We start from the raw sequence: 23,801 nt of genomic DNA, 5'->3' as shown, positions 1-23,801 counted from the left end.
GCCGCGACGCATGGCATCTGCTCGCGTGGGCAAACATCAGGTGACCCACCCTCGGCGAAGCGGAACCAGATGACCCGAATCACCGCTGTGCACGGTGCGCTGCCCCCCAATCGCTACCCCCAGTCGGAGATCACCGAGGCGTTCGCCGACATCTGCCTCCCGCCGGACGCCGACCGGCGGCTGCTGCGCCGCCTGCACCGTGCGGCACGGGTCGAGTATCGGCATCTGGTCCTGCCCCTGGAGGAGTACGGCAAGCTCGACGGGTTCGGACAGGCCAACGACGTGTTCGTCGAGCAGGCGGTCGAGCTCGGCGCCGAGGCGGTGAGCGGCGCGCTGGAGGCGGCCGGGCTGACGCCGCGCGACGTGGACATGATCATGTTCACGTCGGTGACGGGAGTCGCCGCGCCGTCCATCGAGGCGCGGATCGCCGGACGCCTCGGCATGCGGCCGGACGTCAAGCGCCTGCCCGTCTTCGGGCTCGGTTGCGTGGCCGGCGCCGCCGGGATCGCGCGGCTGCACGACTACCTGCGCGGATGGCCCGACCACGTCGCCGTGCTGCTGTCGGTGGAGCTGTGCTCGCTGACGTTGCAGCGCGCCGACGCGACCCCCGTCAACTTCGTGGCGAGCGCGCTGTTCGGGGACGGCGCCGCCGCGGTCGTCGCCTGCGGATCCGGTCGCGGTGACGGACCCGGCGTCACCGTGGCGGGGTCCCGCGGCCACCTGTACCCCGGCACCGAGACCGTCATGGGATGGGACGTCACCGGCAGCGGGTTCCGCGTGGTCCTGGACTCGAGCGTGCCCGACGTCGTCCGCACCCACCTCGCCGACGACGTCCACGGCTTCCTCGCCGACCACGGACTCACCCCCGCCGACGTGTCGGCCTGGGTGTGCCACCCCGGCGGCCCGAAAGTCCTCGACGCCGTCACCGAGACCCTCGACCTGCCTCCGGGGGCCCTGGACGTCACCTGGCGGTCACTGGCCGCCGTCGGCAACCTGTCGTCCTCATCGGTGCTGCACGTCCTGCGTGACACCCTCACCCGGCACCCCCCACCCGGCACTCCGGGCCTGATGATGGCGCTCGGCCCCGGCTTCTGCTCCGAACTCGTCCTGCTGCGCTGGTGACCACCCGTCCCGCCGTACCGCCGACGCCGCCTTCCACCGCGTTCACGACGGTGCCTCCGGGCCCGCCGACCGCCTGACCCGTATGGTTCGGAGACATGTCCTCCTGGTACGTAGTGCTGGTCCTGCTCGTCGGCCTGGAACGGCTCGCCGAGCTCGTCGTCGCGCGCCGCAACGAACGGTGGAGCCTCGCCAGGGGCGGCCGGACGTTCGGCCAGGCGCACTACCCGTGGATGGTCGCACTGCACACCGGCCTGCTCGCCGGGTGCCTCCTCGAAGCCGGCCTGCTCGACCGGCCCTTCGTCCCCGCGCTCGGCTGGCCGATGCTGGTCCTGGTCGTCGCCGCGCAAGCACTGCGGTGGTGGTGCATCACCGCGCTCGGGCCGCAGTGGAACACCAAGGTGATCGTGGTCCCGGGGCTGACGCTGGTGCGGCGCGGCCCGTACCGCCTGCGGTGGCTGAGGCACCCCAACTACGTGGCCGTCGCCGTGGAGGGAGCCGCGCTCCCTCTGGTCCACGACGCGTGGCTCACCGCCGCGGTGTTCACCGTCCTGAACGCCATCTTGATGGTCGTCCGCATCCGCTCCGAGAACCACGCACTGACCACCCTCGAACAACCCACCCGGCCGGCGTCCCCATGACCGGCCACCCGAGCGGCCTCCTGGAGACGGACGGCGTGACCGACGTCCCGATGACACAATCGACGTCCCGGTGGCCGGACACACCCGTGGCCTCCCGATCGCCGAACGTGCGACCGGCCTTCCGATTGCCGGCCACCCGACCGGCCTCCCGTTTGCCGACCGCGCGACCGGCCTCCCGTTTGCCGGCCACCCGACCGGCCTCCCGTTTGCCGGCCGCGCGACCGGCCTTCCGATGACCGGCGACGTGATCGACGTCCTGGTGGCCGGGGGTGGGCCCGCCGGGCTGGCCACAGCGCTCAACGCGGCACTGGCCGGCATGACCGTGGTGGTCGTGGAACCCCGCCTCGCTCCTGTCGACAAAGCCTGCGGCGAAGGACTGATGCCGAGCGGCGTCGCCGCGCTCCACGCACTAGGCGTCCATCCCCCGGGCCACCCCCTGCGCGGCATCCGCTACCTCGACCCCCACCGGCATGCCGATGCCCCCTTCCGCGCCACGACCGGACTCGGCGTCCGGCGTACCTGCCTCCACGCGGCCCTCATGGCTCGCGTCGCCTCCCTCGGAATCCCGGTCGTCCAGGGAAAGGTCACCGGCGTCCGGCAGGACAGTGAGGGGGTGGAGGTATCCGTCCACATGTCTCCTCCCGTCTCACCGATGTCCGGAACGCCGGTACGCACCGACCCCAAACGTCACGCCGCGCATGCCGACCCCAAACGTCTCGCCACGCACGCCGACCCCCACCATCTCCCGGCGCATGCCGATCCCGAAAATCTCGCCGCGCACGCCGACCCCCACCATCTCCCGCCACATGCCGACCCCGAACGTCTCGCCGCGCATGCCGACCGTCACCATCTCCCGGCGCATGCCGATCCCGAAAATCTCGCCGCGCACGCCGACCCCCACCATCTCCCGCCACACGCCGGTCCCCACCATCGCGCGGCGCATGCCGACCCCCGCCGTTCCCCCGTGTGTACCGACACCGTTCGTTTCACGATGCCGTCGGACGGCACCGCCGCCGTGGAACTCGCCGCAGCCGATCTGGCAGGCGACGGCACCCTGCGGGCACGATGGCTCGTCGCCGCCGACGGCCTCCGTTCACCGCTGCGGGAAGCACTCGGTCTCGCGCTTCCCGCCGGCACGGCGCCACGGCGGTACGGCCTGCGGCGGCACTTCCGGGTCGCTCCATGGACCGACTTCGTCGAGGTGTACTGGGCCGAACGGAGCGAGGCGTACGTGACACCCGTGGCCGAGGACATGGTCGGCGTGGCCGTGCTCAGTTCGGAGAGACGCACGTACGACGAGCACCTCACCGCGTTCCCCGCTCTGCTGGACCGCCTGACCGGCCCCCCGGTCACCTCCGTGCGCGGCGCCGGCCCCATGCGCCGCCGCGTCCGATCCCGGGTCCACGGCCGCGTCCTTCTGGCAGGCGACGCCGCCGGCTACGTGGACGCGCTCACCGGCGAAGGCGTCTCCCTGGCCCTGCTGTCCGCCGAGGCCCTGATCGCCTCCCTGCGCTCCGGCCGACCCGAGTCCTACGACCGCGCCTGGCTCCGGATCTCCCGCCCCCACCGCCTCCTCACCACAGCCCTCCTCACCACCCGCCGCCACCCCACCCCCACCCGCCTGATCGTCCCCGCGGCCCGCACCTTCCCCCACGTCTTCACCGCCGCCGTGAACACCCTCGCCTGACCACCGACTCTCATGCTGTCGCGTGGAGCGCATAACCGCCTGGCCGCGTACAGCCATGAGCCCGGCAGACCGGGGGTGTGGGGGTGCCCCCACACAGAACAGCCCTTGCGAACGTGCGCGAAGCGCCCCTTCGCAAGGACCATGTCGGCGCCGGGACGGTCCCACCTGTCCCGCCGTACGACGGCGCCGAACCCGCCGCACCACGACCCGCCATACCGGCGCCGAAAACTGGACCCCCTGCGACACGAGGACAGCCGGGCCGGACCAAGACACAGACACCGGCCCACCACCGGACACGGAACCATTACGACGACGGAACGATTCCACCTGTCCCACCGCACGACGGCGCCGAACCCGCCGCACCACGACCCGCCGCACCGGCGCCGAAACTGGACCTCCTGCCACACGAGGACAGCCGGGCCGGACCAAGACACAGACACCGGCCCACCACCGGACACGGAACCATTACGACGGCGCAACGGTTCCACCTGTCCCGCCGCACGACGGCGCCGAATTCGCCGTACAACGTCCCGCCGTACCGGCGCCGGAAACTGGGCCCCTTGCGGCGCGAAGACGACCCGGGTCGTGTGTGCAGGGGGTTAGCGCCGTGTGCGACGGGGGGCTAACGCCGAGTGCGACGGGGGGCTAGCGCCTTGTGCGACGGGGGGTTAGCGGGGTTCGAAGCGTTCGCGGCGGATTGTGGGTTTTTTGCCTTTTATGGTGCTTTGGCGGAGGGCGGAGATCACCTCGTTGGTGGCGTGGTCGGGGACCTCTACCAGGGAGAAGCGGTCGGCTATTTCGATGGCGCCGATGTCGCGGCCGCTCAGTTGGGACTCGTTGGCTATGGCGCCTACGAGGTCCTGGGGGCGGATGCCGGAGCTGCGGCCGGCGCCGATGAAGATGCGGGTCATGCCTCGGGTGGGGGTGCGGGGACGGCGGTCGTCGCGGGGCTGGTCGCGGCGGGGGCGGCCTTCGCGTTCGGCGCGGAGGGGGACGTCGGGGATCTCCTGGTCGTCGGCGGCGCCGCCGGCGGCCTCGTGGGCCAGTTTGACGGCGGCCATGGCGATCTCCATGACGTCGAACTCGTCGGCGAGGGTGTCGACGACCACGCGGAAGTGCTCCAGGTCGTCTTCGAGGATGCTTTCCTCAAGGGCCGCGCGGGTCAGCTCCAGGCGCCGGGCCCGCAGGTCGGCCACCGTGGGGACCTTCTCGACGGTGATGCGGTTCTTGGTGACGCGCTCGATGGTCTTCAGCATGCGGTGCTCGCGCGGCTCGGCCAGCGTGATGGCCACGCCTTCGCGGCCGGCGCGGCCGACGCGGCCCACGCGGTGGACGTACGACTCCGGCGCCGACGGGACGTTGTAGTTGACGACGTGGGTCAGGTGCTCGATGTCGAGGCCGCGCGCGGCGACGTCGGTCGCCACCAGCAGGTCGGCGGTGCCGTTGCGCAGCCGCGACATGACGCGGTCGCGCTGTTCCTGGCCCATGCCGCCGTGCAGCGCCTCGGCGCGGTAGCCGCGGCCGTTCATGGTCTCGGTGAGGCTGTCGACCTCTTCACGGGTGCGGCAGAACACGATGGTGGCGTCCGGCGCCTCGACGTCCAGCACCCGGCCGAGCGCCGCGGGCTTGTGCGCGCGCGGGACGACGTAGGCGCTCTGCCGGATCAGCGGCTCCTCCCCCGGCGCGGCCGGCTCCCGCTCGATCTGCACCCGCTCGGGGTCGCGCAGGTGGCTGCGCGCGATGGCGTCGATGCGCGGCGGCATGGTGGCGGAGAACAGCACGGTCTGCCGCTGCGTGGGGGTGTCCTGCAGGATGGCCTCGATGTCCTCGGCGAACCCCATGTCGAGCATCTCGTCGGCCTCGTCGAGGACGACCATCTCCAGGGAGTCCAGCCGCAGCGTCTTGCGGCCGATGTGGTCGAGCGCGCGTCCCGGTGTGGCCACGACGACGTCCACGCCTCGTTGCAGTTCACGCAGTTGCCGGCCGATCGGCTGGCCGCCGTAGATCGGCAGGACCCGCGTGCCGAGCTCGCGTCCGTACCGGTGGATCGCCTGCGACACCTGCACCGCGAGTTCGCGAGTCGGCACGAGCACCAGCGCCAGGGGTTCCTCGCCCCGGCCTCCCTCCGGCATGCGCTGGAGGATCGGCAGCGCGAAGGCCGCCGTCTTCCCCGTGCCGGTCGCGGCCTGGCCGAGCAGGTCACGGCCGCCGAGCAGCAGCGGGATCGCCTCGCGCTGGATCGGTGTCGGCTCCTCGTACCCGAGCGCGCCGAGCGCGCGCAGCAGCTCGGGCCGCAGCCCGAGATCGTCGAAGCTCGTGACGTCGTCGATGGCGTCGGGGGTCATGATCGGGCTCCTCTTGCGCACGGACACGGGACGAGGTGGGTGCACACCCCATGCTCCACTACGGCATGCTCGACGTCCGCCGGGGGCCGTCACCGGCGCTCACCGGGCCCGGGATCTTGCCTTCAGCGTACGAGGACCGCGCCCACACCGTACCGAGCAGCCCTGCCATGCCTCCTGAACTGGAAAGTTTACTTGACCACCGTCGCGGACGATCCGCCGAGGCGGGGCTGTGGACGTGTGGCAGGCGCGCAGGCGGGTAACGCGCCTGGCATGAAATCGACACTTGTGAAGACGGGGCTCGCCGTCGCGGCGGCGGCCGTGGCCGGCAGTGTGGCCACCACGCCGCGGTCGGCGTGGTACCGCGGCCTGCGCAAACCCTCGTGGCAGCCGCCGCCGGCCGCCTACCCGGCCGTGTGGACCCCTCTGTACGTGGCCATCGCCTACGCCTCGGCCCGCGCGATCAACCGCGCCGATCCCGGCGACCGCGGCGCCATCGGCCGCTCGCTGGCGCTGAACCTCGCGCTGAACGCCGCCTGGCCTCCGCTGTTCTTCCGGCTGCGTTCCCCGAGGACCGCTCTCGCCGAGCTGGCCGTCCTCAACGTCTCCAACCTGGCCCTGACCCGCCGCGCCGCGGCGGCGGACCGCACGGCCGGAGCGCTCCTGCTCCCCTACGCGGCGTGGACGGCGTTCGCCACGGCGCTCAACGCGGCCATCGTGCGCCGCAATCCCCCGGACCGGCACTGAGAGGGCCGGTACGGCCGCGGCGTGGCGGCCGTACCGGGGTGGAGCGTCAGGGACAGTACTGCGCCTGCTTGCCGGTGATGCGGTAGGGGCAGTCGGAGTATTCGAGGAGTCTCAGGACGGCCTCGTTGTTGCGGGTGACCTCGGTCTGGATGCGCTCGTCGGGGGGGTAGAAGCCGGGGCTGCTGCCGCGGGGGTACATCTCGAAGGTGTAGGAGAAGGTCTTCCAGTTGCCCCAGAGCCAGTCGTTGATGGTCCCGTCGGTGATGTACAGGTCGCTGGACTGCTGCGGGGTGTAGCCGTTGGTGGAGGCCATGTTGCGGCCGAGGGCCTCCAGCGCGTCGTGGTCGTCCTGGGTGAGGCCGGTGGCGGTGTCGTTGTAGGTCCAGCCGTAGGGCCACAGGACGAGTTCGCTGTAGGTGTGCCAGTCGATGTGGGTCTTGATCTGCTGGACGCCGCCGACGACGCGGGTGCGGATCCAGTTGGCGGTGGCGCGGACCTCGGGGGCGGACTCGCCGGCGGTGCCGCGGTAGGTCTCGCTCGACGGGCTGCTGGAGGAGCCGCCGCAGCAGCCGAAGCGGTAGTTCCAGTTGCGGTTGAGGTCGGTGCCGACGGCGGAGGAGCCGGAGTTGGGCTGGCGGTTCTTGCGCCAGGAGCGGTAGGAGCCGGTGGCGATGTCGTACTCGCCGCCGTCGGGGTTGAGGTCGGGGAGGATCCAGATCTCGCGGGAGTTCACGAGGTTCCTGATCCTGGTGTCGGACGCGTAGCTGCCGGTCAGCCAGTTGAGCAGGTGGATCGCCATCTCGACGGTGAGGTGCTCGCGCGCGTGCTGGTGGTGGGTGAACAGCACCTCGGGTTCGTTCTCGTCCGTCGCGACGTTGTCGCTGATCTTGACGCCGATGAGCGCGCGGCCACCGTAGGACGTGCCGTAGGTGAACTTGCTCGCGATGGACGGGTACGCGGCCACGACCTGGTTCACGACGGCGGTCATCTCGGCGTAGTTGTGGTAGCCGGAGTCGGCGGAGGGGAAGTCCTGGGGCTTCGGCATGACCGGCGCGAGGGGTCGGGGCAGCCGGGTCACGGCGTAGCCGAGCGCCTTGATGGCCGCGACCTCGCTCTCGGAGGCCGTGACCACCACCGACGTGCCGGCGACCTCGTCGATCGAGGCGCCGGTGGCCGCGACGGACGTGCGCTCGGGGGCCGTGGCCGGCCCGTCGACACGGTACTGGTGGTTCGGGGGCGGCTCGGCCGAGGCCCCCACGCCGCTGATCCCTGTGGCGAGGGTCACCACGAAGATCATCAGGCTGACGAGCAGACGATGTCTCACCTGTTCCTCCTTGACACGTGCTCTTGGGTTTTGTCACGTGTCCCTCACGAGATTCCGGGGGGAAGACATGCCTGAAAAGGCCCAATTTTCCTGACATCGTGGGATTCGCAGAGTTAGCCGGGGATCAGCGGCCGCCTCCAGGCGACATCCTTCGCCAAACCATGATTAATGCCCGTGACCTGGGTAACAGAGGTGCGAACACGTAGATGGCCGCTCCCCGGCCAAGAACGATCTTCATCTGTCAAGGAGTACCCATGGCCCTCCCCCCTCTCACCCCCGAGCAGCGCCAGGCGGCCCTTGTCAAGGCCACCGAGGTGCGGCAGGCGCGCGCCGCGCTCCTCGCTCAGCTCAAGACCGGCGACGTCACCCTGGCCGAGCTCCTGAAGCGGGACGACGAGACGGTCAAGCGGATCAAGGTCTCCCAGGCCCTGCGCGCGCTGTCCGGCATCGGCCCCACGAAGGCCGCGGCGCTGATGGAGCGCGCCGGCGTCGACGACAGGCGCCGCATCGGCGGCCTCGGCGTGCAGCAGCGCCGCAAGCTGGTCGAGGCCCTTTCCTGACCCACGCGTCGTACGGGTCCGTCCGAGGCCCGCGCATCGGCCGGCCCTCGCGTCCCCTGGACGCGAGGGCCGGCCGATCTTCGTCAGGGGTGCCGTTCCCCCGGAGGTCGGGAGCGCATAGTCTCGCGGTACCGACATCGCTCAGGGAGGCGACCTTTGGGCAAGCTGACCGAAGACGAGCGCGGGGACCTGACGGCGATCCTGTCCAGCCCGGAGCTCAACGACCCCCGCGTCCACGCCGACCGTGAGGTGGGCCAGCAACTGGCGGACTTCCTGCGCAAGGACATGCCGGACGTGGACGAGGTGGTGCTCGGCCGGGTCCTGCTGCGCGCCGCGGTCACCATCACCCAGCTCGGCGACCGCGGCATGCCCCTGGAGCGGATCGCCAACATCTTCACGCTGAGCGCCGTCGACCTCACGGCCCTGGAACTGGCCCGCGGCACCGGCCCGGACGCGGACCGCCGGGGGGAGTGACCGGACGACGACGAACGCCTGGCCCCCGCGTGGGAACCAGGCGTCCGTTTCTCGCAGGCGCCTAGCGGACGACCTTCACGTAGTCGGTCGCCGAGGAACCGTACAGGCCGCGCGAGCCCGGGAAGACGACCTTCCAGGTGCCCGACCAGTAGGCCGGGATCTTCGTGTAGAAGGTCCCGTCCGGGTTGGTGCTGATCGTGTCGACGTACTCCCACTTGCCGCCGTGCGCACGCTTGAAGAACACCTTGATGTCCTTCCAGCCGATGTAGCGCCAGTTGTGCCAGCGGTAGCCGTCGTCACACCGCGAGCCGCCGACGACGTAGGCGTCGCCGTCCCACCACCAGTCGCCGTAGCAGCGGGCCACCTGCAGCTTCCCGGTGAGAGAGAGCTTGCGGCCCTTCTTCACCGGCTCGGGCGAGGCGTCGAACCCGGCGATCCGTGTGGCGCGCGGGCCCTCGTAGGGACGGACGTGCTTGACGTAGAAGGACGCCTTGGCCTCGGCGACCTTCCCGTCGGCGCCGATCGCCTCGACGTACACGAACCACTTACCGCTCGGGTCGTGCCGGTCGAGGACGATCGTCCGGTCCCACTTCGTGACCTCCGTGCTCGCGGAGGCCGCGGCCGAACCCGGGCAGGGGTTGCAGCCGGATCCGCCGGCGGGACCGAAGCCGATCTTGACGTCTTCGGCGCCGACGGTCGTGACCTTGGCCGTGACCTCGACCTTCTCGCGACCGTGGATGACCACCGGGTCGGGGGTCACCGATACGGACTCGATGGAGACCTTGGTCGTCTCCGGCGCCGGGTCGGCGAACGCCGGAGCCGCCACCGCGAGCGCCGAGGCACCCATGGTGGCCGCCACCAGGAGGGTGGCGATGCGTTTCATCATGACGGAACTTTCCTCTCCCCGTGGAGAAAGGCATCCCAGGGTGGGGTGTGCCCTACGTCCATTGACGCCACAAACGGAAAGAAAGTTGCGGATTTATCCGTCATAAATCATTACGAATAGGACACTCTTGCAAGATCGTCAGACTTTTAGCGTCTTTTGTCAGCCTTTTTGGTGAAATGTCCGATCAGTGCTGGTACATCGCGTCGATGGCGCCGGCGTACTTGGCGTGGATGACGCGGCGCTTGAGTTTCAGGCTCGGCGTCAGCTCCTCGGTCTCCGCGGTCCACTCGTCCGGCAGCAGCGTCCACTTCTTGACCTGCTGGACCCGGGCCAGCCTCTCGTTGGCCGCCGCCACCGCCGCCTCGGCCTCCTTCAGCACGTCCGGATGCCCGGCCAGCTCGGCCAGCGAGCCGAACGTGATGCCGCGGCCCTGAGCCCACACCGGGGCCACCTCGCCGTCCAGCGTGAGGACGGCCACGACGTACGGTCGCCGGTCGCCGTACACCAGGGCCTGACCGATGAGCACGTGCTCCTTGAGCAGGCCCTCGATGTTGGCCGGCGACATGTTCTCGCCGCCCGCGGTGATGATGAGCTCCTTCTTGCGGTCCACGATGCTGACGAAGCCGTCCTCGTCGATGGAGCCGACGTCCCCGGTGTGCAGCCAGCCCTCCTCGTCGAGCAGCTCGGCCGTGGCCTCGGGCCGGTTGAGGTAGCCGGCGGTGTTGGCGGGGCTGCGGGTGAGGATCTCGCCGTCCTCGGCGATCCGCACCTCCACCCCCTCCCCGGGACGGCCCACCGTGCCGAGTTTGTACGCCGAGGTGCTGTTGGCGGTGAACGCGCCGGTGGTCTCGGTCATGCCGTACACGTCGAGCACCTTCAGGCCGAGCCCGGCGAAGAAACGCTGCACCTCCAGCGGCATGGGGGCCGCCGCGGTGCCGAGCCACAGCGCGTTCCCGAAGCCGATCATGCCGCGGATGATGGAGAGCAGCGCGGCGTCGGCCTGCTCGTACGCCGCGACGACCTCCGGGGACGGGGTGCGGCCGTGCTGACCGGCCTCGATGTAGGCGAGCCCGGCGGCCATGGCGGCGCGCACCTGCTCCTGCTGCTCAGGCGGCTGGGTGGCGAGCAGCGCCTGCAGGCGGGCCATCATCTTCTCCCACACGCGTGGCACACCGAAGAACGCGACCGGCTTGACCTGCGCGAGCACCGTGCCGAGCTGGGTCATGTCGGGGCAGAAGTGGATGTGGGACGTCTTGATCAGCGGCAGGTACAGGCTGAGCACCCGCTCGGCGATGTGCGCGTAGGTGAGGTAGGAGATCTGCGACCCTCCCGACGGCACGCCGGACATGCGGTCGGTGACCAGGACCTCGAAGCAGACGTTGTGGTGGGTCAGCGGCACCCCCTTGGGGTTGCCGGTGGTGCCTGAGGTGTACAGCACGGTGAGCGTGTCCTCGGGGGTGACGGCGGCGGCGCGGGCCTCGACCGCGGCGGGGTCCGCCTCCAGCAGCCGCTCGCCGAGCTGGAGCAGCTCGTCCCAGCTCATGAACAGCTCCCCCTCGGGGGCCGCGTCCAGCACGATCACCTTGCGCAGGCCGGGGAGCTCGCCGAGTATCGGCCGCCAGCGTTCCAGGTCGGCCGCGCCGACCACCGCGTACCTGGCCTGGACGTCGGCCGCGACGAAGGCGATCTGGTCGGGGGTGAACGTCGAGTAGATGGAGCACGCGAGGCCACCGGCGTGCACGGCGCCGAGGTCGGCGAGGACGTGCTCGCTGCGGTTCACCATCATCAGCGCGACCGCCTCACCGGGCCGCAGGCCGAGCTCGTGCAGCGCGGCCGCGATGGCGAGCACCCGGCGCCTGGCCTCGGAGTAGGTGAGGGTGACCCAGCCGTCCCCCGCACGGTCGGAGTAGGCCGGAGCGTCGGGGTGCTCCTCGGCCGCTCTCCTCAACTGTTCGCAGACGGTGAGGCCGGCTATCTGTCGCTCGATCTCTTCTCGGTCCGAGATGACCCGGGGGTCGGCCATTTCGCCTCCAGAAAGTGCTCACTTGCACGCGGTGGCATGCATCGCACCACAGGCGATCACCGGGGGCAAGACCCCAGCGGTGAGAGGAACGGCACGGTGACCCCCGGCACCCGTGCGGCCACGTATGGTTACCGAAAGGCTACGTTCTGACACGATTCTTGACCCGGCATTTCCGGCATTTGGCAATATCTACTACATTCGAGACAATCCGCGCGGCCTGGGGGAGGCACCGCGCGGCACCGAACGGGGAAGGCGGACCATTCATGGCCCGAGACCTCGGCGTGCGCGAGGAACCTGAGACGATCGCCGGACATCCGCGTGGCATCGTCACCCTCTTCTTCACCGAGATGTGGGAGAGGTTCAGCTTCTACGGCCTGCGCGCCATCCTGTACTTCTTCCTGATCGCCACCGCGGCGGACGGCGGCCTCGGCCTGCCGAAACCGACCGCGACGGCCGTGGTCGGGGTGTACGGCGCACTGGTGTACCTGCTGGCGCTGCCAGGGGGCTGGATCGCCGACCGGGTGCTCGGCGCGCGCAAGGCCGTGCTGACCGGCGGGTGCGTCATCATGCTCGGCCACGTCTGCATGGCCGTCCCCGTCGGCGGCGCGGCGGCGATCTGGGCCGGGCTCGCGCTCATCGTGGCCGGCACCGGCCTGCTCAAGCCGAACATCTCCACGATGGTGGGCCGGCTGTACCCCGACGACGACAACGCGCGCCGGGACGCCGGGTTCTCGATCTTCTACCTCGGCATCAACCTCGGCGCGTTCGCCGCGCCGTACGTGGTGAGCAACCTCGCCGCCGACGGCCGCTGGCACCTCGGCTTCGGCGCGGCGGCCGTCGGCATGGCGCTCGGCCTCGTCCAGTACGTCCGCGGCGCACGGCACCTGCGCGGCACCGGGGACGCGCCGGGGCACCGCCTCACGCCGCGTGAGCGCGCGCGGTTCACCCGCGGCGCGCTGACGGCGCTGGCGGCCGGCGCGGCGGCGATGACCCTGTGGGCCGTGAGCGGCACGCTGACCGTGGACCGCTTCACGGTGGCGCTCACCCTGCTGACCGTCTGCGTGCCGGTCGCCTACTTCGCCTACATCCTGCTCGGCGACCACGGCCTCACCGCCATGGAACGTTCCCGCATGAAGGCGTACGTCTGGCTGTTCGCCGCCGCGGCGATCTTCTGGATGATCTACGACCTGGCGCCGACCGTGCTGAACGACTTCGCCGCCACCCGGACCGACCTTCGGATGTTCGGCTTCTCCATCACCGCGGCCACCACCCAGTCGTTCAACCCACTGATGATCATGATCCTGGTACCGGTGTTCGCGGCGCTGTGGGTGCGGCTCGGCGACCGGGTGGGGGCCGCGCAGAAGTTCGCGTTCGGCCTGTTCATGATCGGCGTGAGTTTCGTGGTGATGGCGCTGGCCGCCGACCTCGCGCAGTCGGGCCGCATCTCGGTCTGGTGGCTGTTCTGGGTGTACCTCATCCAGGTGTTCGGCGAGCTGTCGCTGAGCCCGGTCGGGCTGTCGGTGACCGTCGAGCTCGCCCCGCGCGCGTTCCGCAGCCAGATGCTCGGGGTGTGGTACCTGTCGTTCGCGGTGGGTGACGCCATCGGCGGCCAGACCGCGCGGCTGCTCGGCCACATGTCCCAGCCGATGTACTTCACCTCGCTGGCCGCCGTCGCCCTGGTCGCCGCGGCCGTGCTGCTCGGCTTCGCGCACCGCCTGCGGGTGCTCATGGGGGAACGGCGCGAGGAGGCCGTCACAGGGCCGGCATGATCGGCTCCCTGGCGGGGCCGCCGCGCTGAGGACCCGCGACGTGCGCCTCGGCCAGTGCGCGCACGCCTTCACGCAGCGCGTCAGGCGGCAGGGTGAACGGCAGGCGCAGGTGGCGCTCCAGCGTGCCGTCCACGCCGAACCACGGGCCCGGCGCCAGGCGCACCCCGCGCGCGGCGGCGGCGTCGGCCAGCGGCGTGGCGACCGGCGCGTCCAGCCGCACCCACAGCGCACCGCCGCCGGCGGGGACCGTGAACTCCCACGCCGGCAGCGCCTCGCGCAGCGCGGCGGCGAGCGCGTCCCGTGACGCGCCGAAGCCGGTGCGCCGCTCGGCCCTGGTCTCCTCGACGCGTTCCATGAGGCGTACCACCACGAGTTGCTCGAACAGCGGCGCGGCGATGTCCATCGCCGAGCGCAGTACCGCGAGCCGGCGCACCAGGGCCGCCGTCGCGCGGATCCACCCGATGCGCAGCCCGCCCCACCACAGCTTGGACGCCGAGCCGACGCTGATCACCCGTCCGTCGGTGTCGTACGCGGCGAGCGGCGCCACCGGTGGCACGTCGTCGATCGCCAGCTCGGCCCAGCTCTCGTCCACCACCACCGTGGCGTCGTACCGCCGCGCGGCCGCCGCCAGCGCGGCACGGCCGGCGTCGTCCATGAGGTGCCCCACGGGATTGTGGAAGTCGGGGATCAGGTACGCCAGCCGCGCCGCCGACTGACGCAGCGCGCCGTCCAGCAGGTCGAGGTGCCACCCGTCGTCCTGCAGGCCCACGGGGACCAGCCGCGCGCCGCGCAGCCGCGCCGCGTCCAGCGCGTGCGGGTAGGTCGGCGACTCCACGACCACCGGGTCACCGGGCCCGGCGAGCAGCGTCATCAGCAGGTGGATGCCCTGCTGCGCGCCGCCGGTGACGAGGATCTGCTCGGGCCTGGTCGGCACGCCGCGCGCGCCGTAGCGCGCCGCGACGGCCGCACGCAGCGCCGGCACGCCGAGAGGGTCGTACCCCATGCCGAGGCCGTACCGGGGGTAGGCCTCGACGGCCGCGGCCAGCGCGTCGGGCAGCAGCGCGGTAGCCGACGGCGCGGCGACGTGCAGCGGCAGCAGCCCGTCGTCGTCGGAGGCGATCCACGGGTTGTCCAGGCCGAGGGCCCCGGGGTCGGGGAGCGCGGTCCAGCTTCCCGCGCCTTGGCGGCTGTCGAGGTAGCCGCGTTCGCGCAGCAGGTCGTAGGCCGTGGTGACGGTGGTGCGGCTCACGCCGAGCGCCGCGGCGAGGTGGCGCTCGGCGGGGACGCGCACCCGCACCGGCAGCCGGCCGTCCAGGATCAGCGTGCGCACCGCCTCGGCCAGCGCACGGTAGTACGGCCGCGCTCCGGCCGGCAGATCGAGCAACCGGGCCAGCTGTGGCCCGCTGACGTGACGGTCCATCAGGCCACTTTCTCTGATTGGCCCTTTCTCGGCAAGCCACCGGCCGCCAGGATTGCGGCGTCATGAGCGAAACAGTCCTCCCAATACCGATATCCCTTTCGTCCAGGCTGATCAGGCTGTACGCCGGTCTGGCCCTGTACGGCGCCGGTGTCGGCCTGCAGATCAGATCCGGCCTCGGCAACGACCCCTGGGACGTCTTCCACCAGGGCCTCGCGGTGCGGACCGGCCTGTCGGTCGGCACCTGGATCATCCTGGTCGGCGCGCTCGTCATGGTGTTCTGGATCCCGCTGCGGCAGCGGCCGGGCCTCGGCACGGTGAGCAACATCGTGCTGCTCGGCCTGTTCGCCGACCTCGCCATCTGGCTGGCCCCCGAGCCCGGCCCCCTGGCGGTGCGCGTGGCGTACCTGCTGGCCGCGGTGGTGCTGGTCGGCGGCGCCACCGGGCTGTACATCGGCGCCGCGTTCGGGCCGGGGCCCCGCGACGGCCTGATGACCGGCCTGCACCGTCTCGGCCTGTCCGTCCGCGTGGCCCGCACCATGATCGAGGTCACCGTGCTGGCCGCCGGGTGGCTGCTCGGCGGCACGGTCGGCGCCGGCACCGTCGTGTTCGCCTTCGCGATCGGGCCGGTCACCCAGTTCCTCATGCGGTGGACCCTGCCGCGACCGCAGGCCCCACGGGCCGCGCCGACCCGTTAGCGTGACCCCATGCGGATCGAGGACTACGCGATCATCGGTGACATGCAGTCCGCGGCCCTCGTCGGCCGCGACGGCTCGGTCGACTGGCTGTGCCTGCCCCGTTTCGACTCACCGGCGTGCTTCGCCGCGCTGCTCGGCGACGAGCGCAACGGCCACTGGTGGATCGGCCCCGCCGGGCCGGGCCGTCAGCTCAGCACACGGCGGCGCTACCGCGAGGACACCCTCGTGCTGGAGACCGAGTGGGACACCGAGAGCGGCACGCTGCGGGTCACCGACTTCATGCCGCCGCGGCAGTCGGCCCCCGACATCGTGCGCATCGTGGAGTGCGTGTCCGGCACCGTGGAGGCGGCCACCCAGATCCGCATCAGGTTCGACTACGGCCGCATCGTGCCGTGGGTGCGGCGCAACGGCGGACTGCTCCAGGCCGTCGGCGGGCCGGACTCGGTCTGGCTCCAGTCCCCCGTGCCGCTGCGCGGCGGCGACTACGCGCACAAGGCCACGTTCCGGCTGTCGGCCGGCGACCGGGTGCCGATGGTGTTCACCTGGCACCCGTCCCACTCCCCGAGGCCCGAGGCCATCGACCCCGACGAGGAGCTGACCGAGACCGAGGCCATGTGGCGCGAGTGGGTGTCCCGCTGCGACGCGCACGTCAAGACCGAGTGGCGCGACGCGGTGGTGCGTTCGCTGATCACGCTCAAGGGCCTCACCTACGCGCCGACCGGCGGCATCGTCGCCGCGGCCACCACGTCGCTGCCCGAGGACCTCGGCGGGGTCCGCAACTGGGACTACCGGTACTGCTGGCTGCGCGACGCCACCATGACCCTGGACGCGCTGCTCGGCGCCGGGTACGTCGACGAGGCTCGCGAGTGGCGCGAGTGGCTGCTGCGGGCCATCGCGGGCCGTCCGCAGGACCTGCAGATCATGTACGGCGTGGCCGGTGAGCGCCGCCTGCCGGAGATGGAGCTGCCGTGGCTGGACGGCTACGAGGACTCCCGGCCCGTGCGCATCGGCAACGCCGCGGTGGACCAGTTCCAGATGGACGTCTACGGCGAGGTCATGAACTGCCTGTTCCTGTCGCGGGTGTCGGGCCTGGAGGCGATGTCGCGCACCTGGGCCATCCAGCGGTCGCTGATGGACTACCTCGAATCGCACTGGGACGAGCCGGACGAAGGGCTGTGGGAGGTTCGCGGGCCGCGGCGGCACTTCGTGCACTCCAAGGTCATGGCGTGGGTGGCCGCGGACCGGTCGATCCGCCAGGTGGAGCGTTTCGGCCAGAGCGGGCCGGTCGACCGGTGGCGCGCGCTGCGCGACCGCATCCACGCCGAGGTGCTGGAGAAGGGCTACGACCCGGCCCGCAACTCCTTCACCCAGTCGTACGGCTCACGCGAGCTGGACGCCTCGCTGCTGCTGATCCCGCACACCGGGTTCCTGCCGGTGGACGACCCCCGCGTGGCCGGCACCATCGAGGCCGTGGAGCGCGAGCTGATGTACGACGGCTTCCTGATGCGCTACCCCATCGCGCAGGAGAACAGCGTGGACGGCCTGACCGGCGGCGAGGGAGCGTTCCTCGCGTGCAGCTTCTGGCTGGCGGAGGCGCGCGCCATGGTGGGACGGCGGCGTGAGGCGGTCGAGCTGTTCGAGCGGCTGCTGTCGCTGCGCAACGACGTCGGGCTGCTCGCCGAGGAGTGGGACCCCCGGTACGGCCGCCAGGTGGGGAACTTCCCGCAGGCGTTCAGCCACGTCCCGCTGATCCACACCGCGCACAGCCTGTCCCGCGACGACCCGAGGCCGCGGCAGGCGCACCTGTTCGACGAGTCCTACTAGCGCGGGGTCAGCGGTCCTGCGCCAGGTCGGCCAGCAGGCGCGCGAACTCCGGCGGCGGGGCCACCACCAGGCGGCGCTGGCCGTCCTGCACCACCAGGTCGGCCTGGATGCGGGTGAGCCTGCCGTGGTTCCACCAGTAGACGTGCGGGCTGAGGCCGCTGTCGCCGGAGAGGTACTCGCGGCGGGCCAGGAGCCACATGCGCTCGATGGCGCGCATCACCGACAGCCCGTCCACCGGGTGGACGACCATCTCGCCGGGGTGCGGCAGCACGACCATGACGCCGTCCGGCGAGACCAGCAGGTAGTCCTGGATGCGGCGCAGGTGCACCACGGCGCCGGCCGCCGACCCGGCGAGCCGCCACGCGGGCACGCCTTCGAGGTCGACGCGCTCGGTGGTGAGCTTCTCGTCGTCCAGCACGTTGCGCGCGGCGAGGTCGAGCGCCTCCCCCGGCGTCACCGGCCAGCAGAACGCCTCGGCGGGACGCACCGCGCGGCCGGAGACGGTGAGGATCTCCACCAGGTCGGCCGCGATGTGACGGCCCACCACCCGGGAGGCGTCGTCGAGGGTGTCGGCGCGCACCACGCGGGTGCGCAGCAGCGGCCGCACCGCGGCGAGGTCGCACACGTCCGGCAGGCCGGGGTCGCGGCCGGCGGCGGCGAGGTGCTCGGCGACCAGGACCGGCCAGTCCTCACGGGGCCGGCGGGCCGCCTCGCGCCGCAGCCCCGCCAGCCGCACGGTGATGGTGCGGCGCGGCGCGGACAACTCGATCACGTCGCCGCCGAACGCGTAGCCGTACCCGAGGCTCTCGGCGACCAGGCCGAGCAGGGAGTCGAGGTCGACGTCCCCGGCGGCGCGGGTGGCGGGACGCCGGGTGAGCGCCTCGATCAGGCGCCGCCGGACCGCTCCCCAGCGATCCTCCTGCCGTGCGAACCAGCCCACAACAAGGCTCCCAACTACCGCGTCTTCCCCCGGACCGGCCCTACAGTGCCGTAGCCGGGTCGCGGAACAGACAAGTCAAAGAACACGAATTGGTATCGATGACCGCATCGGCCCCCAGCCATGCGGTGAACTGGGGGGTCCCGTGCCCGATGGGCAGCCCGGCGATCATGGGGACCTCCAGCTCCGCGAGCCGCTCCACCAGCGTGGGGAGCGGGTCGCCGCAGCCGGTGAAGGAGCCGAGCACGATCCCGATGGCGCCGTCGAGCGATCCCGACTGCACCAGTTGCGTGATCATGCGGTCCAGCCGGTACGGCTGCTCGTTCACGTCCTCCAGCAGCACGATGTGGCCCTCGCCGCGCATGGCGTACGGCGTGCCGCACAGCGACGCGAGCAGGCTCAGGTTGCCGCCGGTGAGCGGTCCCTCGGCGTGGCCCGGCACGATCACGTGCTCGCCGGTGACCGGCTCGGGCTCGCCGTTCTCGAACAGCGACGCGCACAGGTGCGCGAGGCTCGCCGGGTCGGGGCCGGCGAGATCACCGAGGGTCTGGCAGGCCGGCATCGGGCCGAAGCAGCTCGCGACGCCGAGGCGCGCGGCGAACGCCTGGTGCAGCGCGGTGGCGTCGCTGGACCCGAGGAAGATCTTTGGCCTGGCGGCCTCCATGGCCGGCCAGTCGAGCAGGCCGAGCAGCCGGGTGGCGCCGTAGCCGCCGCGCGCGCAGATCACCGCGCGGATGCCGGGGTCGCACCAGGCGTCCTGCAGGTCGGCGGCCCTGCCGGCGTCGGACCCCGCGAGGTAGCCGCGCCGGTTGAGCACACGGGGCATGACGACCACGTCAAGGCCCATCTCGGTCAGCACGTGCCTGCCGCGCGCCAGCCACACCGGGTCGACCGGTCCTGAGGGTGCGACGATCGCCACGCGGTCGCCGTGGGACAGACGGGACGGCACCCAGAGCCGGCGGCTGGTCATGCCGCGCCTCCTGAAGATCCTTTACGGGATGGATTTTCGGTCCGGAGAGAGCCGGGAATCTGCCGAAATAGGTGCCACAATGAGTACTCTTACCCAGGTGACGCCGTACAGCCCGTCCGGGCTGGCCTGGCCGGTTCGCTCACCTCGCAAAGGGTGTCAGACTGTCCTCACTTATGCGACCCCCACCCCACATTCTCGTCGTCAACGGCACCAAGGTCCGCCGTCCCGTCTTCGTGCTCGGCGCTCCGCACTCCGGCGTGAATCTGCTGGCCCGCGCGCTCAAACGGTCCCCCGGCTTCCACATGACGATGGGCCGACCCGGTATGGCGAGCGTGGTGCGGACCTTCGCGCGGCGTCCGTCGATCATGCGGAGCAAAGGCGGGGGTTCCGTGCGGGTGCTGCGGGACGCGATGGCCGACGCGTGGCAGCTCGTGGCCGGTGCGTGCCGTGAGTGCGCGGCCGACTGCCGCGAGGCCGGTGCGGTGACCGGGAGCGGGCCGTGCGCGTCCCCCGGGGTGGTGACGCGGTTCGGCGACGCCGAGCCCGACCTGCTCTACAGCGCTCCGGTGCTGATCCAGGCGTTCCCCGACGCGCGGCTGATCCAGCTCATCAGGGACGGCAGGGACGTCGCGGCCGACATGATCGCCGACCGCGCGTCCATGGACTGGGCCAGACCCGGCATGATCAGCGACGAGACCGAGTTCCCCAACCCGTTCCTCGGGGTGAACTCAGGCGCGCACCTGCCGAAGTGGGCCCGCATGGACCCCGCAGGCAAGTGCGCGCTGCGGTGGCGCAGCGCGGTGCGGCTGAGCGCGGCGCTGCGCAAGGAGATGCCGCGCGATCAGCTGCTCACCGTGCGGTACGAGGACCTCGTCTCCGCACCCGAGCACACCGTGACCTCGGTGTCGGCGTTCCTCGAGACGCGGGTCTCGGCGGTCGCGCTGTACGGCGCCACGCCGCCGGCGACCGGCGGGTGGCGTGGCCGCCTCACCGCCGACGAGGTCGCGCTGGTCGAGAAGGTCGCGCGCGAGGAGCTCACCCGCCTCGGCTACATCGCCACCCCCAAAGGCAGCCTGCGCCGCTGAGCCGGCTACCTCTGGTGCTCGAACTGCGTGCGGTACAGCTCGGCGTACGCGCCGCCGGCGGCGAGCAGGTCGTCGTGGCGGCCGCGCTCCACCACACGGCCGTCGTGGATCACCAAGATGGTGTCGGCCTCGCGGATGGTGGACAGCCGGTGCGCGATCACCAGGGACGTGCGGCCGGCCAGCGCCGTCTTCAGCGCGCGCTGCACCGCGGCCTCCGACTCCGAGTCCAGGTGCGCGGTCGCCTCGTCGAGCACCACCACGCGCGGGGCCTTCAGCAGCAGCCGTGCCAGCGCGATGCGCTGCTTCTCGCCGCCGGACAGCCGGTAGCCGCGGTCCCCGACCACGGTGTCCAGACCGTCCGGCAGGGCCTCGACCAGGTCGGCGATCTGCGCCGCGCGCAGCGCCTCCCAGATCTCCTCGTCGCCGGCGCCGGGCCGCGCGTACCGCAGGTTGGCGCCGATCGTGTCGTGGTACAGGTGCGCGTCCTGCATGACCACCCCGACCGTCTCGTGCAGGGACGCCAGGGTGAGCTCACGCACGTCCAGGCCGTTGACCAGCACCGCGCCGCCGGTCACGTCGTACAGCCGCGACACCAGCGAGGTGATCGTCGTCTTGCCGGCCCCCGAGTGGCCGACCAGCGCGACCAGCTCACCGGGCCGCGCGGTGAAGGAGACACCGCTCAGCACCTCCTGGCTCGGGCCGGTGTCGGGCCGCGCCACCGACTCCAGGGAGGCCAGCGACACCTCCTCGGCGGCCGGGTAGCGGAAGCGCACGTCGTCGAACTCGATCGTGACCGGGCCCTCGGGGACCGGCCGCGCTCCGGGCCGCTCGGCGACCATCGGCTTGAGGTCCAGCACCTCGAAGACCCGGTCGAAGCTCACCAGGGCCGTCATGACGTCCACGTGGACGTTGGACAGGCTGGTCAGCGGCCCGTACAGCCGCATCAGCATCGCGGCGAGCGCCACCAGCGTGCCGACCTCGAACGCGCCGTCGATCACGAACACGCCGCCGACGCCGTACACCAGCGCGGTGGCGAGCGCGGCGACCAGGCCGAGCGCGACACGGAACACCGTGCCGTACATGCCGACCACGATGCCGAGGTCGCGCACCCGGCCGGCCCGCTCACCGAAGTGGGCCGCCTCGTCGGCGGGACGGCCGTACAGCTTGGCGACCATGGCGCCGGCGACGTTGAAGCGCTCGGTCATCACCGAGCTCATCTCCGCGTCGAGCTGCATCTGCTCGCGCGTCAGCTTCGACATGCGGCGGCCCACCCAGCGCGCGGGGAACACGAAGACCGGCAGCAGCACCAGCGCGATCAGCGTGACCTGCCAGGACAGCACGAGCATCGCGCCGAGCACCATGATCAGGCTCACGACGTTGGAGACGATGGTGGACAGGGTGCTGGTGATGGCGCGCTGCGCGCCGATGACGTCGCTGTTGAGCCGGGACACCAGCGCGCCGGTCTGCGCGCGCATGAAGAACGCCACCGGCATGCGCTGCACGTGGTCGAACACCTCGGTGCGCAGGTCGTAGATCAGGCCCTCGCCGATGCGTGAGGAGAACCAGCGCTGCACCAGGCTGAGCCCGGCGTCCACCAGGGCCAGCCCGGCGATCACCAGGGACAGCATGACCACCACGCCGGCCTGCCGCGGCATGATGCCCTCGTCGATGATCGACTTGAGCAGCAGCGGGTTGGCGATGACGATCATCGCGTCCACGATGACGAGGAGCAGGAAGGCCACGATCTGCCTGCGGTACGGCCGTGCGTACCGCGCGATGCGCGGCACCGTGCCAGGCGTCAAGCGTTCCTTGGTCACCGAGCTGTCCCGCCGCAGGGACCGCATCACCTGGGGTCCGTATCCCCCGCCGAGCATGGACATCGCCGCCTGTCTCCTTGGCCGCCGCGTACAGGCACACGGCGCCTTTGTGTTCCACTTCGGCGAAGCGCGCGGACCGGTCGCGTGATTCCCCGATCAGCTCTCGGCGGAACCGTCTCCCCGCGCGGCCCTCTCGCCGCCGAACAGCGTGCGCAGCCGCACCGCCTGCTCGGCGCGCTCGGCGGCGCTCTGCTCCTCCAGTGTGCGTGCCGCGGCCCCGAGCAGCAGACGCTTGGTCGCCGCCGCGGCGTCCCTGTCGGTGGTGAGCAGCGCGGCCGCCAGCTCACCCACCGCCTCGTCCAGCCTCTCCCGCGGCACCACCCGCTCGGCCAGGCCGAGCCGCAGGGCCTCCTCGGCCTCCACGGTCCTGGCGGTGAGGCAGATCTCCACGGCCTTCGCCACGCCGACGAGCTCGACCAGCGGCTTGGTGCCGGTCAGGTCGGGAACGAGCCCGAGCGCCGGCTCCTTCATGCAGAACTTGGCGTCGTCGGCCAGAATTCTCAGGTCACAGGACAGGGCCAGTTGGAATCCGGCCCCGATCGCGTGTCCCTGTACCACCGCGATCGACACGATGTCCGGACGGCGCAGCCACAGAAAGCCCTGCTGAGCCTCGGTGACACGCTCCAGCAACGCATCGGTGTCGAGCGCGGCCACGGACGCGAACGAGCCCTGTCCCGGCGCCGTCGTGAACATGCGCAGGTCGATGCCCGCTGAGAAGGACGGCCCCTCGCCTCTGATCACGACGACGCGCACGTGGCCCGGCAGGTTCCTGCCGATCCGTGCCAGTGCCGACCAGGTCGCGAACGTCTGAGCGTTCCGTTTCTCCGGCCGGTCCATGGTGATCGTCGCGATCTCGCCGCCCACCTCGAAGCGCAAACCGATCTCCGCGAGCTCCTCGCTCCCGGGAACGGTCCCCGCCTCACCGCGCGAGCCTGCCGCCGGTGCCGCCGCGGCACTGTCTCCTGGCGTCGCCTCCGGCATCGTCCGCTCCATCTATGAGTCGCCGTCCCGTCACGTCGCGAACCCGCTGGCCGTTCCAGAATCAGATTCTACCGACGTGCGCGGAACCGGTCTCCCCACCGGCGAGGAGCGGCTACGGTCGCGCGTGTCCGAGGCGGCCGTCAGCGCTTGGACTTGCCCCGGGTGGCCCCGCCGCGTCCGCGCAGAGTCACGCCGGACTCGCTGAGGATGCGGTGGATGAACCCGTACGACCTGCCTGTGGAAGCGGCGAGCGCGCGGATGCTCTCACCCGCGGCGTAGCGCTTCTTCAGGTCGGAGGCCAGTTTTTCGCGATCGGCCCCGGTGACCCGGGTGCCCTTCTTCAGAGTCTCGGCCACGAGTACCTCCTGTAGTGCCAGACTTCCGCAGCGTTACTCACGCCATGATCAGTCATTTCGGCCGGATCGGCTACCTACTCCATG

General features: G+C 71.4%; 20 protein-coding genes. 10 read left to right on the top strand and 10 right to left on the bottom strand.

Features of this window, described 5'->3' with window-relative positions; all coding sequences use genetic code 11:
- Window positions 1-69: 69 nt before the first annotated feature.
- The 3 genes from BJ992_RS14885 (at window position 70) to BJ992_RS33790 (ending at window position 3,447) form a co-directional block, all read left to right on the top strand.
- Window positions 70-1,122, top strand: a complete 1,053-nt coding sequence (locus BJ992_RS14885) for a type III polyketide synthase (RefSeq protein ID WP_184981382.1) — start codon at window positions 70-72, stop codon at window positions 1,120-1,122.
- A 95-nt stretch (window positions 1,123-1,217) separates the two neighbouring features.
- Entirely contained in the window at window positions 1,218-1,760 is a 543-nt protein-coding gene (locus BJ992_RS14880) for an isoprenylcysteine carboxyl methyltransferase family protein (protein ID WP_184981380.1), read from the top strand.
- A gap of 232 nt (window positions 1,761-1,992) precedes the next feature.
- A complete protein-coding gene (locus BJ992_RS33790; RefSeq protein ID WP_281390357.1) occupies window positions 1,993-3,447 on the top strand; it encodes an FAD-dependent monooxygenase in 1,455 nt (484 codons plus the stop codon).
- A 668-nt stretch (window positions 3,448-4,115) separates the two neighbouring features.
- Here BJ992_RS33790 and BJ992_RS14865 read toward each other — a convergent pair.
- Entirely contained in the window at window positions 4,116-5,792 is a 1,677-nt protein-coding gene (locus tag BJ992_RS14865; protein ID WP_184981378.1) for a DEAD/DEAH box helicase, read from the bottom strand.
- 270 nt (window positions 5,793-6,062) lie between these two features.
- Here BJ992_RS14865 and BJ992_RS14860 point away from each other — a divergent pair, with 270 nt between their 5' ends.
- Window positions 6,063-6,536: a TspO/MBR family protein gene (locus BJ992_RS14860; protein ID WP_184981376.1), complete on the top strand. Its 474-nt coding sequence runs from the start codon at window positions 6,063-6,065 to the stop codon at window positions 6,534-6,536.
- Between the two features lie 46 nt (window positions 6,537-6,582).
- On the opposite strand, the gene BJ992_RS14855 is transcribed toward BJ992_RS14860, so the two are convergent.
- A complete protein-coding gene (locus BJ992_RS14855) occupies window positions 6,583-7,860 on the bottom strand; it encodes a M14 family metallopeptidase (protein ID WP_343072665.1) in 1,278 nt (425 codons plus the stop codon).
- 254 nt (window positions 7,861-8,114) lie between these two features.
- On the opposite strand from BJ992_RS14855, the gene mihF reads away from it, so the two are divergent.
- Both mihF and BJ992_RS14845 read left to right on the top strand, forming a co-directional pair.
- A complete protein-coding gene (mihF, locus tag BJ992_RS14850) occupies window positions 8,115-8,420 on the top strand; it encodes an integration host factor, actinobacterial type (RefSeq protein ID WP_184981374.1) in 306 nt (101 codons plus the stop codon).
- Window positions 8,421-8,576: 156 nt separating this feature from the next.
- Window positions 8,577-8,894 carry a hypothetical protein gene (locus BJ992_RS14845; RefSeq protein ID WP_184981373.1) on the top strand — a complete coding sequence of 106 codons (318 nt, stop codon included), beginning with the start codon at window positions 8,577-8,579 and terminating at the stop codon, window positions 8,892-8,894.
- A 61-nt stretch (window positions 8,895-8,955) separates the two neighbouring features.
- Here the strand turns inward: BJ992_RS14845 and BJ992_RS14840 are convergent, their stop codons facing one another.
- Both BJ992_RS14840 and BJ992_RS14835 read right to left on the bottom strand, forming a co-directional pair.
- Window positions 8,956-9,780 (bottom strand): hypothetical protein, encoded by an 825-nt coding sequence (locus tag BJ992_RS14840; RefSeq protein ID WP_184981371.1) that lies wholly within the window; start codon window positions 9,778-9,780, stop codon window positions 8,956-8,958.
- A gap of 184 nt (window positions 9,781-9,964) precedes the next feature.
- The gene (locus tag BJ992_RS14835; protein WP_184981369.1) at window positions 9,965-11,803 is read right to left on the bottom strand and encodes an AMP-dependent synthetase/ligase; all 1,839 of its coding nucleotides are present in this window, start codon (window positions 11,801-11,803) and stop codon (window positions 9,965-9,967) included.
- A gap of 263 nt (window positions 11,804-12,066) precedes the next feature.
- Here BJ992_RS14835 and BJ992_RS14830 point away from each other — a divergent pair, with 263 nt between their 5' ends.
- Window positions 12,067-13,572 carry a peptide MFS transporter gene (locus BJ992_RS14830; RefSeq protein WP_184981368.1) on the top strand — a complete coding sequence of 502 codons (1,506 nt, stop codon included), beginning with the start codon at window positions 12,067-12,069 and terminating at the stop codon, window positions 13,570-13,572.
- Here BJ992_RS14830 and yczR read toward each other — a convergent pair.
- Window positions 13,556-14,992 carry a MocR-like transcription factor YczR gene (gene yczR / locus BJ992_RS14825; RefSeq protein ID WP_184981366.1) on the bottom strand — a complete coding sequence of 479 codons (1,437 nt, stop codon included), beginning with the start codon at window positions 14,990-14,992 and terminating at the stop codon, window positions 13,556-13,558. The two genes, BJ992_RS14830 and yczR, sit on opposite strands and share 17 nt — an antisense overlap.
- Before the next feature lie 62 nt (window positions 14,993-15,054).
- Between yczR and yczE the strand changes: the two genes are divergently transcribed.
- Both yczE and BJ992_RS14815 read left to right on the top strand, forming a co-directional pair.
- A complete protein-coding gene (yczE, locus tag BJ992_RS14820; RefSeq protein WP_184981364.1) occupies window positions 15,055-15,687 on the top strand; it encodes a membrane protein YczE in 633 nt (210 codons plus the stop codon).
- A gap of 9 nt (window positions 15,688-15,696) precedes the next feature.
- Window positions 15,697-17,511, top strand: coding sequence for a glycoside hydrolase family 15 protein (locus BJ992_RS14815; protein WP_184981362.1), 1,815 nt, complete (start codon window positions 15,697-15,699; stop codon window positions 17,509-17,511).
- A gap of 7 nt (window positions 17,512-17,518) precedes the next feature.
- Here BJ992_RS14815 and BJ992_RS14810 read toward each other — a convergent pair whose 3' ends face one another.
- Window positions 17,519-18,451, bottom strand: coding sequence for a hypothetical protein (locus tag BJ992_RS14810; RefSeq protein WP_343072664.1), 933 nt, complete (start codon window positions 18,449-18,451; stop codon window positions 17,519-17,521).
- Window positions 18,452-18,491: 40 nt separating this feature from the next.
- On the bottom strand, window positions 18,492-19,418 hold the full coding sequence (locus BJ992_RS14805; RefSeq protein ID WP_184981360.1) for a S66 peptidase family protein: 927 nt from the start codon (window positions 19,416-19,418) through the stop codon (window positions 18,492-18,494).
- Between the two features lie 173 nt (window positions 19,419-19,591).
- On the opposite strand from BJ992_RS14805, the gene BJ992_RS14800 reads away from it, so the two are divergent.
- Window positions 19,592-20,503, top strand: a complete 912-nt coding sequence (locus BJ992_RS14800) for a sulfotransferase family protein (RefSeq protein ID WP_184981358.1) — start codon at window positions 19,592-19,594, stop codon at window positions 20,501-20,503.
- Between the two features lie 5 nt (window positions 20,504-20,508).
- Here the strand turns inward: BJ992_RS14800 and BJ992_RS14795 are convergent, their stop codons facing one another.
- The 3 genes from BJ992_RS14795 to BJ992_RS14785 all read right to left on the bottom strand — a co-directional run bounded on the left by BJ992_RS14795 (window position 20,509) and on the right by BJ992_RS14785 (window position 23,717).
- Window positions 20,509-22,383, bottom strand: a complete 1,875-nt coding sequence (locus tag BJ992_RS14795) for an ABC transporter ATP-binding protein (RefSeq protein WP_184981356.1) — start codon at window positions 22,381-22,383, stop codon at window positions 20,509-20,511.
- A 93-nt stretch (window positions 22,384-22,476) separates the two neighbouring features.
- Complete coding sequence (locus BJ992_RS14790) at window positions 22,477-23,361, bottom strand: enoyl-CoA hydratase/isomerase family protein (protein WP_246496643.1); 885 nt, start codon at window positions 23,359-23,361, stop codon at window positions 22,477-22,479.
- A gap of 140 nt (window positions 23,362-23,501) precedes the next feature.
- On the bottom strand, window positions 23,502-23,717 hold the full coding sequence (locus tag BJ992_RS14785; RefSeq protein WP_155336977.1) for a helix-turn-helix domain-containing protein: 216 nt from the start codon (window positions 23,715-23,717) through the stop codon (window positions 23,502-23,504).
- Window positions 23,718-23,801: the final 84 nt, after the last annotated feature.

It is taken from the genome of Sphaerisporangium rubeum (assembly GCF_014207705.1).
GTDB lineage: Bacteria > Actinomycetota > Actinomycetes > Streptosporangiales > Streptosporangiaceae > Sphaerisporangium > Sphaerisporangium rubeum.
The sequence above is the reverse complement of the archived record's forward strand: the minus strand, read 5'-3'. Positions and strand labels throughout refer to the sequence as shown.

Coding starts and splice junctions, on each gene's coding strand:
- BJ992_RS14815 (WP_184981362.1), top strand. CDS start 15,697: ATGCGGATCGAGGACTACGCGATCATCGGTGACATGCAGTCCGCGGCC.
- BJ992_RS14800 (WP_184981358.1), top strand. CDS start 19,592: ATGCGACCCCCACCCCACATTCTCGTCGTCAACGGCACCAAGGTCCGC.
- BJ992_RS14835 (WP_184981369.1), bottom strand. CDS start 11,803: ATGGCCGACCCCCGGGTCATCTCGGACCGAGAAGAGATCGAGCGACAG.
- BJ992_RS14865 (WP_184981378.1), bottom strand. CDS start 5,792: ATGACCCCCGACGCCATCGACGACGTCACGAGCTTCGACGATCTCGGG.
- mihF (WP_184981374.1), top strand. CDS start 8,115: ATGGCCCTCCCCCCTCTCACCCCCGAGCAGCGCCAGGCGGCCCTTGTC.
- BJ992_RS14830 (WP_184981368.1), top strand. CDS start 12,067: ATGGCCCGAGACCTCGGCGTGCGCGAGGAACCTGAGACGATCGCCGGA.
- BJ992_RS14885 (WP_184981382.1), top strand. CDS start 70: ATGACCCGAATCACCGCTGTGCACGGTGCGCTGCCCCCCAATCGCTAC.
- BJ992_RS14805 (WP_184981360.1), bottom strand. CDS start 19,418: ATGACCAGCCGCCGGCTCTGGGTGCCGTCCCGTCTGTCCCACGGCGAC.
- BJ992_RS14860 (WP_184981376.1), top strand. CDS start 6,063: ATGAAATCGACACTTGTGAAGACGGGGCTCGCCGTCGCGGCGGCGGCC.
- yczR (WP_184981366.1), bottom strand. CDS start 14,992: ATGGACCGTCACGTCAGCGGGCCACAGCTGGCCCGGTTGCTCGATCTG.
- BJ992_RS14795 (WP_184981356.1), bottom strand. CDS start 22,383: ATGTCCATGCTCGGCGGGGGATACGGACCCCAGGTGATGCGGTCCCTG.
- BJ992_RS14790 (WP_246496643.1), bottom strand. CDS start 23,361: ATGCCGGAGGCGACGCCAGGAGACAGTGCCGCGGCGGCACCGGCGGCA.
- yczE (WP_184981364.1), top strand. CDS start 15,055: ATGAGCGAAACAGTCCTCCCAATACCGATATCCCTTTCGTCCAGGCTG.
- BJ992_RS14880 (WP_184981380.1), top strand. CDS start 1,218: ATGTCCTCCTGGTACGTAGTGCTGGTCCTGCTCGTCGGCCTGGAACGG.
- BJ992_RS33790 (WP_281390357.1), top strand. CDS start 1,993: ATGACCGGCGACGTGATCGACGTCCTGGTGGCCGGGGGTGGGCCCGCC.
- BJ992_RS14840 (WP_184981371.1), bottom strand. CDS start 9,780: ATGATGAAACGCATCGCCACCCTCCTGGTGGCGGCCACCATGGGTGCC.